The 15,253-nt window shown below is 63.9% G+C and carries 14 protein-coding genes; 3 read left to right on the plus strand and 11 right to left on the minus strand.

Annotation, left to right across the window (positions count from 1 at the left end):
- Positions 1-133: 133 nt before the first annotated feature.
- From VGM51_08565 to VGM51_08595, 7 genes are all read right to left on the minus strand, one after another.
- Entirely contained in the window at positions 134-1,348 is a 1,215-nt protein-coding gene (locus VGM51_08565; protein HEY3413097.1) for a glycosyltransferase, read from the minus strand.
- 106 nt (positions 1,349-1,454) lie between these two features.
- Positions 1,455-2,696, minus strand: coding sequence for a hypothetical protein (locus VGM51_08570; protein ID HEY3413098.1), 1,242 nt, complete (start codon positions 2,694-2,696; stop codon positions 1,455-1,457).
- A 28-nt stretch (positions 2,697-2,724) separates the two neighbouring features.
- Positions 2,725-4,044 (minus strand): hypothetical protein, encoded by a 1,320-nt coding sequence (locus VGM51_08575; GenBank protein ID HEY3413099.1) that lies wholly within the window; start codon positions 4,042-4,044, stop codon positions 2,725-2,727.
- 89 nt (positions 4,045-4,133) lie between these two features.
- Positions 4,134-5,384 (minus strand): sugar ABC transporter substrate-binding protein, encoded by a 1,251-nt coding sequence (locus VGM51_08580; GenBank protein HEY3413100.1) that lies wholly within the window; start codon positions 5,382-5,384, stop codon positions 4,134-4,136.
- Positions 5,385-5,512: 128 nt separating this feature from the next.
- Positions 5,513-6,568, minus strand: coding sequence for a polysaccharide deacetylase family protein (locus tag VGM51_08585; protein HEY3413101.1), 1,056 nt, complete (start codon positions 6,566-6,568; stop codon positions 5,513-5,515).
- Between the two features lie 170 nt (positions 6,569-6,738).
- Positions 6,739-8,034, minus strand: a complete 1,296-nt coding sequence (locus VGM51_08590; protein ID HEY3413102.1) for a S41 family peptidase — start codon at positions 8,032-8,034, stop codon at positions 6,739-6,741.
- 43 nt (positions 8,035-8,077) lie between these two features.
- Complete coding sequence (locus VGM51_08595) at positions 8,078-9,364, minus strand: S41 family peptidase (GenBank protein ID HEY3413103.1); 1,287 nt, start codon at positions 9,362-9,364, stop codon at positions 8,078-8,080.
- Between the two features lie 93 nt (positions 9,365-9,457).
- Between VGM51_08595 and VGM51_08600 the strand changes: the two genes are divergently transcribed.
- Positions 9,458-10,402 (plus strand): dockerin type I repeat-containing protein, encoded by a 945-nt coding sequence (locus VGM51_08600; GenBank protein HEY3413104.1) that lies wholly within the window; start codon positions 9,458-9,460, stop codon positions 10,400-10,402.
- On the opposite strand, the gene VGM51_08605 is transcribed toward VGM51_08600, so the two are convergent.
- Positions 10,399-11,661, minus strand: coding sequence for an MFS transporter (locus VGM51_08605; GenBank protein HEY3413105.1), 1,263 nt, complete (start codon positions 11,659-11,661; stop codon positions 10,399-10,401). The genes VGM51_08600 and VGM51_08605 overlap by 4 nt on opposite strands.
- A gap of 248 nt (positions 11,662-11,909) precedes the next feature.
- Here VGM51_08605 and VGM51_08610 point away from each other — a divergent pair, with 248 nt between their 5' ends.
- Positions 11,910-12,506: a hypothetical protein gene (locus tag VGM51_08610; GenBank protein HEY3413106.1), complete on the plus strand. Its 597-nt coding sequence runs from the start codon at positions 11,910-11,912 to the stop codon at positions 12,504-12,506.
- 225 nt (positions 12,507-12,731) lie between these two features.
- Positions 12,732-13,949, plus strand: coding sequence for a glycosyltransferase family 4 protein (locus tag VGM51_08615; protein HEY3413107.1), 1,218 nt, complete (start codon positions 12,732-12,734; stop codon positions 13,947-13,949).
- A gap of 17 nt (positions 13,950-13,966) precedes the next feature.
- Here VGM51_08615 and VGM51_08620 read toward each other — a convergent pair whose 3' ends face one another.
- From VGM51_08620 to VGM51_08630, 3 genes are all read right to left on the minus strand, one after another.
- Entirely contained in the window at positions 13,967-14,221 is a 255-nt protein-coding gene (locus tag VGM51_08620; GenBank protein ID HEY3413108.1) for an RHS repeat-associated core domain-containing protein, read from the minus strand.
- 66 nt (positions 14,222-14,287) lie between these two features.
- Positions 14,288-14,755, minus strand: coding sequence for a hypothetical protein (locus VGM51_08625; protein ID HEY3413109.1), 468 nt, complete (start codon positions 14,753-14,755; stop codon positions 14,288-14,290).
- 55 nt (positions 14,756-14,810) lie between these two features.
- A complete protein-coding gene (locus tag VGM51_08630; protein HEY3413110.1) occupies positions 14,811-15,230 on the minus strand; it encodes a hypothetical protein in 420 nt (139 codons plus the stop codon).
- Positions 15,231-15,253: the final 23 nt, after the last annotated feature.

Here is a 15,253-nt window from a genome sequence, read left to right on the forward strand (position 1 = left end):
GTGACGCAGGGGGCGGGCGGTGAAAGCGGCGTCCGGTTCATTTTAGCGGACGCCCGCGCGGAAGGAAACGCCCCGGCCGGAAATCAGTGAATGAGGAAACGAGGAAATCGGGAAACGCCTCGGTTCGATATACTCATTTCTTCGTTTCCTCGTTTCCTCCCAGGTTCTCCTCGTGGTGGCCGGAGCCCAGGAGGCCGGCGTACAGGGCGTCCGTTCGCTCGGTGGCCGAGCCGGAACTGCGCCGACGAGCCGTTTCGCGCGCCGAGGCGGCCATCCGCTCGCGCTGCGCGGGGTCATCCAGGAGCGTGGCGACCGCGTGCCGGAACGCATCCGTATCCAGCGCCGAAATCAGGCCGTCGTGCCCGTCCACCATTCCCTCGCGGGCGCTGAACGAGTCCACCGCCACTACCGGCGTGCCCGCAGCCAGGGACTCACCGATGGTCAGTGGGTTGACTTCCGTGACGCTCGTGATGAGGAAGAGGTCGGCGGCGGCGTAGTACCGCGCCGTCTGCTCGTGCGGCAGTTTGCCCGCGAAGGCTACGCGATGGTTCAGACCCAGGTCCGAAGCGCGACGCTCGAGCTCGGCGCGCTGCGGTCCGTCTCCCACGAACACAAGCCGCGCGTTCTTCGCCTCGAGGAGCGGCGCCACGCTTTCCAGCATGAAGAGGAGGTTCTTCTCGCTCGCGATGCGGCTCACGCTCAATATGAACGTCTCGCCCGGCGCAAGCCCCAGTTCCTCGCGCACCCCCTCGCCGGACGCGTTCAGGAAATCGCCCGAGTCCACGTCGTTGGGGATGACTTCGATGCCGACCGTCACGCCGTATTCGCGGAGAAGGGCTTCCATGCCGGCGGCCACCGTGACCACCTGGTCGCACGTGTTGCAGAACTCGCGGATGATCTGCCGCACGATCCACCGGCCCGGTTCGTGCCACGGCGTCCAGTAGTGTACGTATTGCTCGTACTGGGTGTGGACCGTCACGACCAGCGGGATGTCCAGCCGCCTCGCCAGCGCGCGGGCGACCGTTCCGAGCAGAAACGGGTGCTGCGTGTGCGCGATATCGTACGATTTCGCGGCGATGTCGTTGAATGCCATGGGGGTGAGCGGCATGCTGATCGGAATCCAGCCGGGGAGCGGGACAGGCACGGCCGGCAGGCGTGTCACACCGGTCTCGTCGGCCGGCTGGTCCGGGTGGTAGGGCGCGTAGACATCCACCTGGTGGCCCAGGGTACGCAGGCCTTCCACCAGCGTGCGGGTGGCGACGGCGACGCCGCTCACGATGGGCGGATAGGCCTCGGTGAACATGGCGATCTTGAGGGGCCGGCTCTCCGGCGGGGTATCAGGAGTCATACCGCTAGGATAGCGCCCGGAAAGGGCTGAGGGCTGAGGGGCAAGGGCTGAGGAGCGCGATGGAGCGCGGGCGCCCCGCCCGCATCCGGCCCTCAGCCCTCGGCCCTCACCGCGGCACCCACATGTTGTTCATGTTGTCCGGGGACCAACAGTTGTGCTCGGTGATCTTAAGGCCGGCGGTCGTTGTCGTGCCGATGCCGACCGTCGTGGAGACCTTCAGGAAGGCCGCATGACCGTCGCAGAATGCGTACACGCCGCCTCCACCGTAGAAGTCGCGAGCGACGCCGCGATCTGCGTTCAGACCGTATGGCTCTCGATACGGGTGGTTTTGCGCGTCGTTCACAATCTCGATGAAAGCCCGTGGGCTGATGTCGATCCAGCCGTACAGGGCATCCCTCCATTGCGAGCTGCCCTTACCGGCCCGACCCGTGAACGGTATCGGGTCTGGCGCCCGTCCGTACACTCCGGGCATCGAAGCGTTAGTGGTCAGTTCGGCGAAGAGGATGGTCTCCGCCGGACTGCCGACGGCACCGGCGCTGGACGGCGCCGGCGGGTTGTTATTGGCGGCGGTGGTGAAATCCGCGTTCCCGTCCCCCATCGGGGGTGCGATGAGCAGGCCGTTCAAGCCGTAGGTGAGAACGCGACGGTGGGTGGGGTCTGAGTACGACCTGATGCCCGTGTCGCCGTTATTGAAGGCGTCCTTGGCCTTCAGCTGACTGTTGATCTGCTCGTCCCAGCAGTTATGGGCGTACGCGCCGTCGGGATTGCGGACCCAGCCGGGGAAGGTCTCGCTGTAGTCCTGTGAGTACATCACCTCTGCGACCCACAGTTGCTTGATGTTGTTGAACGATTTGGTCTTGCGGCTGCCGTACATGTGCTCCGCTTGAGTCAGAGGCATTGCGAAGAACCACGCAAGCAGGAATGCGATGCCGCACACATTCGCCGCATATTTCGCGGAGGCCATGGCTTTCACTTCGAAGCCGGCACGCGCTAGGAAATACCGCGCAAGGCTCCAGGCGCCTCCCAGCATCGGCAGCAGCAGCGCGGCGTACTCAAGGTCTCTTACGATATCCCACCGCTCGACGCTGTACGGAACCGCGGTCAGCGTCAGGCAAGCCAAGCCCACCAAGCCCAACCAGCCGGACGCACCCAGCGAGGCGCGTGTGATACCCCGCGAACGGATGCCGCTCACCACTCCGATGAACATCGAAACGCTCACGTAGACGATGAGTCCGCAAACGATCAAGCCGATCCAGTCTGCGCCTGCGGCGAGGACCGCAAGTGCGAGAATCGCCAGCGCGACGAACCCCCACTTCCTCAGCGACAAACCGTGCCAATTGTTTATCATGTCGTTGCCTCCACGAACGCAGCGTCGACTATTTGGCTCCAGGCGGGTACTGAAAGCGCAGAGACTCCGTCAGCGACCGAGCCCTCTCCGGTTCCAGCCCTGAAGTGTCCGGGTGCGCCGCGATTTCGAAAGCGTTGCCGTTGAACTTGTACTCGAGCGGGCGGTTAGTCTGGTAATCGACCGGCTGTGGAGCACCCGCCTGTTCCAGCGTGGCGGGATACTTCCCGTGCCGGGCGCGGTACGCCAGCACCGATGCGGCGGTTGCGATCACTGCACGCTTGGTGGCCGCACCCGAAGCACTCCCGGCAACCTCTCGGAACATTCGCACCCGTACCATTGCGAAGTGAAACGCCGGGGCGGCCATTCGGCGTTCGCGAGTGGCGGCGGTGGCCTCCTGGAACTCTCGATCCACCTGCGCAATGGCGTCGTTGCGCTCGGATATTGGTCGGCGAGAAGCCGCCATGTACCGGGTCATCCAGTGAAGCCAGACGGCCTCGCTGGCGTCCGCGAAATACCCCCGTGTGGCCGCGTGCAGTCCGAGCGCGTGCGGTATCCAGAGCGGGTGCGCTTGGGGTGCCGGCACTTTGCGCACATGGTCGATGCGGCGCACGGTCCCGAGTCCGTCCAGTGTTTCTCCTGCGATGAACCGGCTGAAGTCACGATTCGATCTGTACGAAGTGACTTCGTCGCGAACTGCCTCCGCAACGCCGGGCCGTTCGCCGGCCTCTTCCAACAGATCCCTGAAACCGCTCATGGCGATCGCTTCGATAGCGAAGCTGGTCAGTTGAGTGAGCAGAACCTGCTGCTCCAGACATTGGTTGGCGATTCTCAGGGAAATCGCCTCATTCCGCACTGCCTCTACGTACCGCCCCTCGCGGGCCATCAGTTCGCTCTCCCAGCGGATCATGATGGCTGCCTGGCGCATGCTGGTCAGCCTCGGGATGAGTTGGTTGTTCTCCGGTGCGACATCGATGCGCGCGTGTGGTTTGGCCGCGGCGGTGTGGATGACTCTCAATATCTCGTGTTTGGCGGTGATGAGCGCGCGAAGCTCCTCCGTGCTTTCCACCCTCGGGCTGCCGCCGCGGTGCTCGCTCGCCGGCCGTGGGCGTTTCGTTTCGGGCGGCTCGACCTCCCGCAGTGCGGTGAGCTTGTCGTACAGCGGGACGGCGTCATCCGCCGCCGAGATCGCCGGCAGCGGGTTCTCCGATTCGGACAGCGGGATCCCCGCCGCGCGCGCCGCGGCGCGTTCAGCCTTGAGATCGTAGGTACGCAACCACCGACCGGCAAACAGAACCACCGCTACAAGGATCACGATGACCGTCAGGAGGATAAGCCGCCGCTTGTTCACAATGCTCTCCCAAAGCGCATCGATTGGTGGCTTTCACTCCAGCCACTTTGCATTCTCCATTCTTCATTCTTCATTTTGCATTCGCCGCCTCACCCTCCCGCCGCCACCTTGTCCACGTCCGCAGCCGCCTTCTTCAGCGCGTCCTCCGGCGTCGCCTGTCCCAGCAGCGCCGACTGTACGGCGTCACACACTTTCACGCTCATCTGCTCCCATTTCGGGTGGGTAGGCACGTATCTGCCCTTGGGCAGCGCTTTCATGAAGAACGCGCGGTTCTTGTCGGCGGTCATCTTCGGGTCGGCGGCTACAGTGGATTTCTCCGGCAGCATCCCGGACGCCGCATCCCACGCGAGGCGGTTCGCATCCTTGTACCAGAACGCGAGGAACTTGTGCGCCAGGTCCTTGTTGGGCGATTTATCGAAGGCCACCATCACATCGGTCACTGCTGGGAAGACGGGGCCGGTTTTGCCGGGGATTTCGGTTATACCGTACTTCAGATCGGGGACGTCCTTGCGGAGCATTCCGGCGAAAAACGGGCCGGTGATGACCATGGCGATCTTGCGCGCCTTGAACAAGTCTTGCAGGCCCTCGCGGGTGTATCCGGTCGGTGAAGGCTCGGAGAGGCCGTTCTTGACGAGGCTCGTCTCGAACGCCAGCGCCTCCTCACCGGCCGGCGAGGCCAGGGCGCACTTGCCGTCCTTGCCGAGGATTTCGCCGCCCGCCCCCCAGAGGAAATAGTAGTAATAGAGGTCGGTTTCGACTTCCTTGCCCTGGATGCCGATGCCGTTCACGCCGGGATTCGCGGCCTGTACCTTGCGGCAGGCGGTCTCGAGTTCGGCCCAGGTCTTCGGCGGCTTCACGCCCGCCTTAGCCAGCATATCCGCGTTGTAGTAAAGCCCTCGCACGCTCGCCGCGCACGGCAGGCCCACCAGTTTGCCGTTCACGCGGCCCGTATCCAATACGGACGGGATGAAATCCTCGAGCGCGATGCCGGTGACGTCCGGATCGGAGAGGTCGGCCAGGAGGCCGGCGTCGGCGTACTCGTTCATCCATCGGGTGCCCACGATGGCGATGTCCGGCGACTGGTTACCGCTGATGAGCGTTTGCAGTTTCTGGTGGCCGTCGTTCCAGGCGACGATGTCGATCTGGACCTGCCCGTCCTTGCTCTGCCTGTTAAAATCATCAACGATGCGCTTCTGGACGGCGGATGACGCGCTGTCATAGTCCATCGAGAGGAATTTGATGGTCCTGCCGCCCGGCGCGGTGGGCGATTGTTTGACGCCGCATCCGGCCAGAAGGGTGGCGGCCAGGGCCGCGGTGAGAAGTGCCGGCAGTCGCAACATGTTGGAACACCTCGCTTCGGGGATTATGCCTATATGTTAGCGCGTGGCGCGACGCGGCGAGGGGGCGAGGGGGCGACACGGAGAGGGGGTGAAGCGGAGACACGGAGAGGTCCCCCGCCCCCTCGCCCCTACCCTTTCATCAACTCGCTGACGGGTACCACCCGCAGGCCGCGGGCGTCAAGCCCTTCGAGAATCGCGGGCAGGGCGTCGGCGGTTGCCTGGGAGCCGACGTGCAGCAGGACCACGTCACCGGGTTGCACGCGGCCCAGCACGCGCTTCGAGATCTCGTCGCTCGTGATGCCCTTTTTCACGCTGTCCCAACTGTCCAGCGCCCAGCAGACCGTGTGGAAGCCGTCGGCGGCCACTTCGTTGCGCACGCGGTTGTCCCGGTCGCCGAACGGCGGACGGAAGAGCGTGGGGGTCTGGCCGGAGATCTCGCGGATCAGATCATTTGTGCGGGTCAACTGGCTGTCGATCTGCGCGTCGGTCAGTTCCGTGAACTTGGGGTGGCTCCAGGAATGGTTGCCGAGTTCCATGCCGTCATCCGCGATGCGCTTCACGCTGTGGGGATACCGCTGGGCGAAGCGGCCGGCCACGAAAAAGGTCGCCTTGTACCCGTGGTGGTCGAGCGTTGTGAGGATCTTGGGGAGCGGTTTGTCGTCGTAGCATCCGTCGAAGGAGAGCGCCACCTCCCCGGCGGCCCCGGGGTTCCGCTCGAATTCACCCTTCGTCACACGGGGCATGCGGATAGCGCGGCGCTCCGTCTTCGGCGGTTCGATTGCCGGGGGCGCGTCCGGGGTCAATTTCACGGATGGTTCGACGATTTCGCGGCGAGGCTCGGGAACATCCGCGGAGCCCGCCGGGCCTTCGACGCCGTTCGTGGGCCTGGCGTCCGGTTCAGGGGCGGGTTCCGCGGGCTTTGGCGGTTTCTCCGTTACAATGACCTTCGGCTCCGGCGGCCTCGCGGCCGGTTCTTCCGCCACGCGCTCGGGCCGCGCCGGCCGCGCAACGATCGGAGCGCCGGATGGCGCCCGCGGCGCCGTCGCCTTGGGGGCGCATGCGTAATAGACCAGTCCGGAGATTCCGGCCAGGACAAGGAGCAGCCCCATCGGGTTGCGTCGGGCGGGTGGTGCGTTCCATCGTTCCGGTCTCTTCTTCGTTGCTGCTTTCCGCCGTGTCGCCATTCCGCCCCCTAAATGAGGATTTGGGGTTTAGGGGTCTGGCGCCGGGGGCCGGAGTCCCGACTCATTTCATTCTCAGCCAAGCGAAGGATCTCAACCCATCGTCGAGATTCTTCGCTTCGCTCAGAATGACAATCCTGCGTCCCGCCGCCCTGAAGCCTAACCCGCTGCCCCTAGCCCCGTAGCTTCGCCTGCAGTACCGCCACACCTTTGGCGATCTGCGGATCGTCCATCAGTTTGCGCGTTTGCTGTACCTTCGCAAAATCCTTGTCCGTCACGTTCACAAAAACGTCCGGCGCGATGCCCTTCTTGTTGATGTCCACCATCGCCGGCGTATAGTAACGGTGCGTGGTGATCAGCACCGCGCTGTTGTCTGTGGCGATCGGGTTGATCGTCTGGACCAGGCCTTTGCCCCAGGTGGTCGAGCCGACCAGCGTTCCCGACTTCGTATCCTTGATGGCGCCTGAGACGATCTCGCTGGCGCTTGCGCTGTACTTGTTGATCAGGATGACGACCGGGATGTGGCCTACCGAGCGCTTCACACGGATCGCATCCATGCTTTCGGGTTTTCCGCCTCGCTCCTTTATCCATACAATCGGGCCGCTGTGCACGAATCGGCTGGAAATGGCGACTGCCTGCTCCAACAGGCCGCCCGGGTTCCATCGGAGGTCAAAGATCAGCCCGCGGACCTTCTTGGCCTGCAGTTTACCCAGCGCCTCCCCCACGCGGCGGTCGCTCTGGTCGTTGAACGACGACAGCGACATGTAGCCGATGTTCCCGGGCAGAACCTGAGTCACAACGTTGTCAAACTCAACGATATCCCGGACGACATGGAACACGAGAGGGTGCTTGACGCCTTTCCTCTCGACGGTCAGGGCCACCGCGGTGCCACGTTCTCCACGGATCAGCTTCACCGCGTCGTCGACCTTCGAGGACGTGATCACCGTGTTGTCGACTTTCACGATGTGGTCGCCCGGCTTCAGGCCCGCTTTACGGGCGGGGCTTCCTTCGATGGTATCGACCACGATCACCTGGCTGGCGCGAGCGTCCAGGCGCGCACCGATGCCGCTGAATTCGCCGTGGTTCTCGTCCATCATGTCACGGTATTCACCCGGGGTGAGGAACCGCGTGTAGCGATCTCCGAGGCTTCCCAGCATACCGCGGATCGCCGCGTAGGTGAGAAGCTGGTCGGTGGTGTATTCGGTGCTTTTCGGAAGCGAACCGTAATAGCGCTGGTGGATCGTGTCGAGGGCTTCCTGATACGTATCGACCGGCGGCATGTCCTCATCGGGCGCGGTATCGCGGAGGGCGGACGAGGTCGGCAGGGTGTCCGGGAGCAGTCCGACGCTTGCCACACGCAACGCGACACGCGGCTCCCGTCCGCCCAGACCGACCCGGAACCCGCCATAGGAGGCAACCGCCAGTGCGGCCGCCAACACGCCAACGCTGCTTATTCTACGAAACGTCATTCAACTTCCTTTGGAGAAAAGGCATTTGCCCTCAAGCCACGAACTAACGGAAGGCCTTCATCGCCGCCGCCGGCTGATCCGCGGCGCTTGCCACTGCTACGCCGGGCGTGACGCCCCGAGCCTGGAATGACTGGCCGTTGGATGTGAATATCTTTCCGGTGGTCATCAGGAGCGACGAGCCGTCGTGCAGCACAACGACGCTGTGCTCCATGCCGTCGCCGAACGTCCTGGTACCCACCAGGGTTGCGCGTCCATTCGCCGCGAGGGACCCTGCGAGGAACTCGGCGGCGCCCAGCGTGCTGCGGTCCACCATCACGACCAGCGGCCCGGTCCAGGCGTTCGACGTCTTGTGCGCCACTAGCGCGGCCTTTCCAGTCTTGGCGCCCACCTTGCGGCTGACGCTTCCGAGGTCGCCGTCCGTGAACCGGGAGGCTACCTGGGCGGCCCGCTCCAGCGATCCGCCAACGCAGCCACGGAGGTCAAGCACGATGCGTCTGGCGCCTGATTCCGTTGCGCGCTCCAATGCGGAATCCAGTTGCGGTCCCACGGATTTGGTGAGTCCCGAAATCCTTACCTCCGCCACGTCGGCGTCGCGGGAGACGACCTCCACGGGGGGGATCTTCGTCGAGGCGGCCGCCACGTCCACGACTTCCAGCGACTTGCCGCCGCCACCCATGAGCGTGAGCCGCACGGACTCTCCGTCGCGGGACAGGCGCTGCATGATGTCGCGCGTGGTGAAAATGACGGCGTCATCGGTCTGGGGTAGCGTGGGCGCCGGCAGGGCCGACCTATCGGACCGCTTGATGACCGGCAAATTCAGATGCGGGCCGTAGACCCACTGGCTGCCGATCATCACGATCGCGTCGCCGACGTGCAGACCCGCCCTGGCCGCAGGACCGCCGGGCAGCACGTTCGCGATGACGACACGGCGGCGCTCGCCCTGTTTGACGTGGGTTGCCTCGATGTTTACAACCGCGCCGATCCCGTGGAACAGCCCATCCTCCGCGTCGAGGATATCCCGCGTTTCAGCGGGGTCCAGGAACCGGCTGTTCGGATCGTCCAGTTCGTCCATCATCTGGCGCAGGGCGCCATAGGTGAGGCTCTTCTCGTCCTGGACCTTGTCCACATACGAGTCTTCGAGGCTGTCCAGGACGGCCGCGAAAGTCTGGGAAGGCGAGTGGCTCATTTCGCGCCCGGTGAGGCTGGCGAGCCATAGGGATCGGCCGGTCCGGTGGCCGCCGCTGTATTTGCGCGCGTAGACGCCCATGGCGAACGAAGCCACGGCCACCAGTGCGCACACCAGGAACAAGTTTCTGTAATGTCTCTGCATGATTTCTAATTATACCACTTCGGGCGCTTGCGTCACCCGAGTCTTCAGGCGGATTATCTTGTCCCGCTCGTCGGCGCGCCGCTACCGTGAACCATGATGTCACGCTGGATCACCATAGCGGCCCTGGCCGCGCTGCACTGCCGCGCGTTTGCCGGCGGGCCCTCTTCGAGCGCCGATTTTGCCACGAAAGTCCTTGCCTATAGCGGGGTTAACGGCGTTTCAGGCTATACGTCACACCCTGAATATGCCATCGGCCCTCCGAGCACATCCGCTTCGCCCATCGTTCCGGACAATTCGTCCGTGTTCTCCTTCGGCTGGGGCGGCTTTATCACCCTCGGTTTCGACAAGCCAATCACCAACGACCCACGCCATCCAGGCGGTTACGATTTCATCGTCTTCGGAAACGCTTTCTACGCCGGCGGCGACCCCGCGGCGCCGTATCGCGAACCGGGCTACGTTGAAGTGGGCGTCGATCCCACCGGCCTGCACCAATACAACGTCGGCGTCAAATGGTACTGGCTCAAGGGCTCGCCCGCACCGGCGTCCGTTTCCGGGTTTCCGATTGCGCCCCCAGGTTGGACGGATACCGTCATCGGCTACGCCGACTGTACTCCCACAGACGGCAGTGGCGATCCGCTTGTTCCCTCCGACCCGTATGCGGCGTCGATTACACCGGGCTCGGCCGGCGGCGACGCGTTCAACCTTGACTGGGCGGTCGATGCCAACAACCTTCTCGCCCACCTGGATTACGCGGATTTCGTGCGGGTTACCTGCGCCGTGAACGCGCTGACCAACCTCGGTAATCCATACTCAACGGAAGTCGATGCCGTTTCGCTCGTGCGCCCCCGCGTTCCGGGTGACGTGGACTACGACAACACCGTCACGATATCCGACGCGTGCCTCGCGCTGCGGGCCGCGCTTTCCGTCGATAGCCTCGACATCGAGCAGCAGCGCCGCGCAGATGTCACGGGACATGATGGCCCGCCAACCGTCGCCGACGCTGCGGCCATCCTCCAGACAGCCGCCGGCATGCGCTAGGGGCTCGCGGCGCCGCCGGTGTCCGATACCACAGCCTCGTGCAGGCGTCCGAGCCTTCGCAGTTGCGGCCAGATCGCGGCGACCCCTAGAACGACCACGATCGTGCCCACGCCTCCCGCCACGACCGAGATCTGGGGAGTGAGATACTGCGCCACGAGGCCGGACTCGAAGCCGCCCAGTTGGTTTGAAGTGCCGATGAACAGCCCGTTCACCGCGGCGACGCGCCCTCGCAGTTCGTCGGGCGTTCGCAACTGCACCAGCGTCTGCCGGATCACCACGCTCACGTTGTCGAACACGCCGGTGAGAAACAGCATGCCCAGGGAGAGCAGGAACGAGCGGGAAAGGCCGAACACGATGGTCGCCGCCCCGAACCCGGAAACCGCCCAGAGGAGCGTCGTTCCGGCGCGCTGCATGGGCCGGGCGTGCGCCAGGTAGATAGCCATGCAGAACGCCCCGGCCGACGGGGCCGCCTGCAGCCAGCCCAGACCGCCGGGACCGACTTTGAGGATGTCCTTGGCATATACCGGCAGCAGCACCGTGGCCCCGCCCAGCAGCACAGCGAACATATCCATCGTGATCGCGGCGAGGATAATCTTCGTCCGATACACGAAGCCGGCGCCTGCTATCACGGACCGCAACGTTACCGGCTCCGTCGGCCGCTTGATGCTGCGAACGCGGATCATCGAGACCACCGCCGCGAAGGCGAGCGATGTCAGAGCCGCGGCGGCGAATACGGGGGCGGCGCCATGGAGGACCGCCAGCATCACACCGCCCATCGCGGGGCCGGCGACGGACGCGACCTGCATGCACGTGCTGTTCCACGTCACCGCGTTGGAGAAGACCTCCGCCGGGACGATCTGCGGCATCAGCGCGGCGCGGGACGGATTTCGGACCGCCATCGCGCAGCCCGCGAGAAACAGCAGGGCATAGGTGCCGATCACGGGCCCGTGCATGACGCTCAGCGCGGCGAGGCCCAACGAACACAGCGCCGTCGCGATCTGGGACGCAATCAGCACGATGCGCCGGTCCAGGCGATCCGCCAGATGGCCGGCGGGAAACGTCAGAAGGATGACAGGGAGGATCTGCACGAGCCCAACATATCCCAGGGCCAATTTGGAGTGGGTGCGCTCGTACAACTCCCAGCCCACGGCCACGCTCTGAGCCTGCGCCCCGAGTATACCCAGAACGTTTCCGAGGGCGTACAGCTGGTACTCCCGCAGGCGCAGGGCGGCGTATGGGTCGTGTGCTTCGTTCGGCAAGGAATCCATCCTGTCGGGGCGGGAGCGATAGAACGGGGCCTGCGAGCGTGGCCATCGCAGCTCTTTTGCCGCCGCCGCCGCAAAAATCTGCCATTTTGCCCCGTACGGTATTATAATCGGTTACGCGGGACCTTACTGTCGGAGGGCGTCCATCGCCCGCTGCGCCAGCGTGGAAACACCGGATACTCGCGGCGCGTGTGACGGTGGGTCTCAGCAACACCATTGTCCGGATGTGTATGGAGGATACGATGATGCGGATAACCCACGCCCTCGCCCTGTTTGCGGCAGTGTCTGCGTTGACGACCGTTTCGGCGAACGCTCAGTCGCCGTCCCTCTCCGACCAGATCACCGTCAAAGGCGGCATCTTCACCCCCGCCAAGGGTCCCGTTAAGGACGTTGACAAGAACTGGTGGATTGGCGGAGCCGAATACGCCTTCGGCAACCCCGACGCCCAGGCCGTGAACAGCCTGGAAGTGTTGTACAGCAGCAAGAGCGGCACCGTCACCCCGTCCGGTTCTGCCGGCATCGAAAGCAAGTACAAAGTGCTCTCGTTCGCGCTGAACCACAAGATTCGACGGGTTGCGAAGGACACCGTACCGCTCGGCAACATCCTGTTCTACGGGGGCGGCATCGGCCTTGACTACGTTGACGTGAAGATAGCGGACCCCAACACGGGCGGCGAAGGCAACATCAGCAAGAAGAAGACCGTTGGCGGCGCCAACCTCTTCATCGGCTATGATATCGCGGCCAATTTCCAGATCGAAGCCAAGTACCAGTTCGCGTTGGGGAAGGTGGCGGACCGCGACGTCAGCGGCCCCCAGTTCCTTCTCGGCTTCAAGTTCTAAGCCCCCGAAGCGGCATCCTGCATTCGGCACGCGGCATCCAGGCTCCGGCCCGGATGCCGCATGCCATTTTTTGTACCGCCGACCCCGTGACGCGACCCGCCCAGGCTAAGCCCTCAGCCCCTGTCACTCGGCCCATCCCTCCCGCTAAACGCGGTCCGACCATGTGGAATAACAATTCAAGGCTGCCCGTTTGCAGCCGATGTGGCGGCCACGGAGGTCTGGGTCATGCGGGTGCTGAACATAGGGCTGGGTGCGCGGACGGCGCAATCGAACGCAACCGGCCATGCGGCGGAGTGGACGCGTGAGATCTCGCGCCTCGTAGGGGAATACGTGTCAGTCACCGAGGGGGACGGTGAGGATGCAACGCCGGTCCGGTTGGCGGATAACGCAACGGCGTATACTTTACGCTGCCATCCTCTGGCCTATCCGTTTGCGGCGGCCGCGTTCGCGGAGCGCCTGCATCGCCGGGAGCCGTTCGACCTCTGCACCGCGGAAGACCCGGTCCGGTCCGGCCTGGCCGGCGCCCTGTTTTCCCGGCGAACCGGGGTACCGCTGAACGTGGAAAACCCAGCCTTCCACGTCCATGACCCGGCAGGGCCGCATGCGCGCGCTTGCCAACCCATTTACTACCGGATTGGGCTCCGGGTACTCAGACAGGCGGACAGCATCCGCAATTACAGTCCCGACCAGGATGCGGCGCTCATTCAATTGGGCATTCCGCGCGATCGCATCGACTGCATTCCGCACCCTTTCCCGGAAGTCGCTGCGACTGACCGCGCTGCCTGCCGTAAACGACTCAACCTCGGCGCGAACGACCGGATGGTCCTCCGCGCCGGCCGCATGGTACCGTACGAGAACGTCGGCGCGTTGCTGGGTGCTTTCGCCATAATGCGGCGAAACTGCGCGGCGCGCCTGTTCCTGGTGGGTGACGGCCCGTGCCGCCGCGGGTGGGAGGCGCGCGCCCGCGATCTTGGATTAGCCGACGCCGTCACGTGGGCCGGAGCCGTGCCGGAGGGCGACATGCCCGGCTACTACGCCGCCGCGGATGTATTCGTGGCGCCGGCCATCCAGGAGACCGGCCCGCGGACCGTACTTGAAGCGCTCGCCGCCAATTGCCCCGTCATCGTCACGCCCCGGATGGGCGTCGTCCGCTACGGAATATGCGAGCATGAGCGCACCGCCTTTGTGGTTCCGCACGACGACGTGTCCGCCATGGCTTCCGCCATGCGGCAGATGTTGGAGGATACGGAGCAGGCGCGCGCGATGGCCGCTTTGGGTCGGGAACGCGCGCTCGACCGGTGCGCCCTCGGCCGGGTCGCCAGGGAGGTTGCCAGCGTGTTCCGGGAGACCGTCCAGCGCGTCGATTTGGAGGCGTCCGTCCGCGGTGTCGATTCCGCTCTCGTATCCGCCGGCCGAACGCCGGAATTGAGGCTTGAGGTCTGAGGGAGACTGGGCCTAGATTAGCCCAACCTAGCCCGCCCTCGTAGCACGCTTCCATCACCGCCCCGTGGATCCGTCGTGGTCACCGGGTCGCCGCCCACGTAGCCGTAGAGGTTGATGCCGCCGGCGTATCCGATGGGATCACGGGTTACGAACCGGCCCGCGGCTGGGTCGTAGTAGCGGTGCGTCATCAGCACGAGGCCCGTCCCGGCGTCTGTGTAGGCGCCCCACTGACCCTGGTAGCCGAAAACCTCGCTGGTGGCCGAACCGCTCACTCGCCTTGATCCAACTGCTGTATTCCCAATTTTCCGCCCACACGCCGGAATACAGAGAGGCGAACGCTACTCTATATCATCAAGCGGGCGGAGCGCTAGTTTGGTCTTCCAGAACGTATAAGCTGAGTTGATCTCGTCTTCAGACAGTGAGAAGCCGGGCAATCTCCTCGCCATTTCCAACCAAGCTAAGATAGCGACAACTTGTCGCCTGTCGAACAGCTCGAGCCTCTCCAACGTCCTGCTTTGTATTGAAGGATCGTCACCCCAAGGCTGTATGCTCCAGAGCACCTCGTCGCCCCCTGCGTTATCGACCGGGTCCGGTGTGTGGTAGGTCACCAAGTCCTTGAGTATCCAAGGTAGAGTGAATTGGTACTCATCATCCGACATGTCCCAAATATGGAAGCGCATTTCAGCCAAGTAGTCGTGATTGTGCACATGCTGTTCGAGACTCTTGTGCGAGGGTGCTACGATATCAAATGCACTGTCCAGAATTTGCCAGACCTTTTCCCACCCGGGTGGAATGTCTTCAGACATTGATTACCCTTTCGATATGAAGGTACGAGTAAAAGCCCTTTCGGAAATAGCTCATTTAGTGCGCACCCTGAGGCGCCAGCACGCGCGCAGCTCCAGCTGCCGCGGCCTCCCATGCGGCGAGCGAGGCATCCGCAGCGCGCATCAACGCGCCGCCCCCAACTAGTATCAGCATCTTACCCGAGTCATCATGGATCGCCTCATTGGGGTCTGGCAGTTCCCACTTCTTAGCCACCCACTTCTGTGCCTCTTTACATGGTGCAGGAGGCTGTCCCTTACAACGTGCATAATAGGTGGCAAGATTCGCTATTAGCGCCGCACGCAGGCCGACTAGCTCCAGATAATGGGACCAAGGTTTGGTGATCCTTATCACACCGTTAACGCGGTATTCCTGCCCGCCGAAATAGTCGGCCTTTGGGTCGTATTTGGCATCCTTTGTTTCCAGCTTGGCGATCAGTCGATAGATCTTGGCCAGCAAGTCCCCACACTCACCGCTCGACA

The sequence above is a fragment of the Armatimonadota bacterium genome, from assembly GCA_036504095.1.
Lineage (GTDB): Bacteria > Armatimonadota > DTGP01 > JAKQQT01 > JAKQQT01 > DASXUL01.

Coding starts and splice junctions, on each gene's coding strand:
- VGM51_08565 (HEY3413097.1), bottom strand. CDS start 1,348: ATGACTCCTGATACCCCGCCGGAGAGCCGGCCCCTCAAGATCGCCATG.
- VGM51_08570 (HEY3413098.1), bottom strand. CDS start 2,696: ATGATAAACAATTGGCACGGTTTGTCGCTGAGGAAGTGGGGGTTCGTC.
- VGM51_08580 (HEY3413100.1), bottom strand. CDS start 5,384: ATGTTGCGACTGCCGGCACTTCTCACCGCGGCCCTGGCCGCCACCCTT.
- VGM51_08585 (HEY3413101.1), bottom strand. CDS start 6,568: ATGGCGACACGGCGGAAAGCAGCAACGAAGAAGAGACCGGAACGATGG.
- VGM51_08590 (HEY3413102.1), bottom strand. CDS start 8,034: ATGACGTTTCGTAGAATAAGCAGCGTTGGCGTGTTGGCGGCCGCACTG.
- VGM51_08595 (HEY3413103.1), bottom strand. CDS start 9,364: ATGCAGAGACATTACAGAAACTTGTTCCTGGTGTGCGCACTGGTGGCC.
- VGM51_08600 (HEY3413104.1), top strand. CDS start 9,458: ATGATGTCACGCTGGATCACCATAGCGGCCCTGGCCGCGCTGCACTGC.
- VGM51_08610 (HEY3413106.1), top strand. CDS start 11,910: ATGATGCGGATAACCCACGCCCTCGCCCTGTTTGCGGCAGTGTCTGCG.
- VGM51_08615 (HEY3413107.1), top strand. CDS start 12,732: ATGCGGGTGCTGAACATAGGGCTGGGTGCGCGGACGGCGCAATCGAAC.
- VGM51_08625 (HEY3413109.1), bottom strand. CDS start 14,755: ATGTCTGAAGACATTCCACCCGGGTGGGAAAAGGTCTGGCAAATTCTG.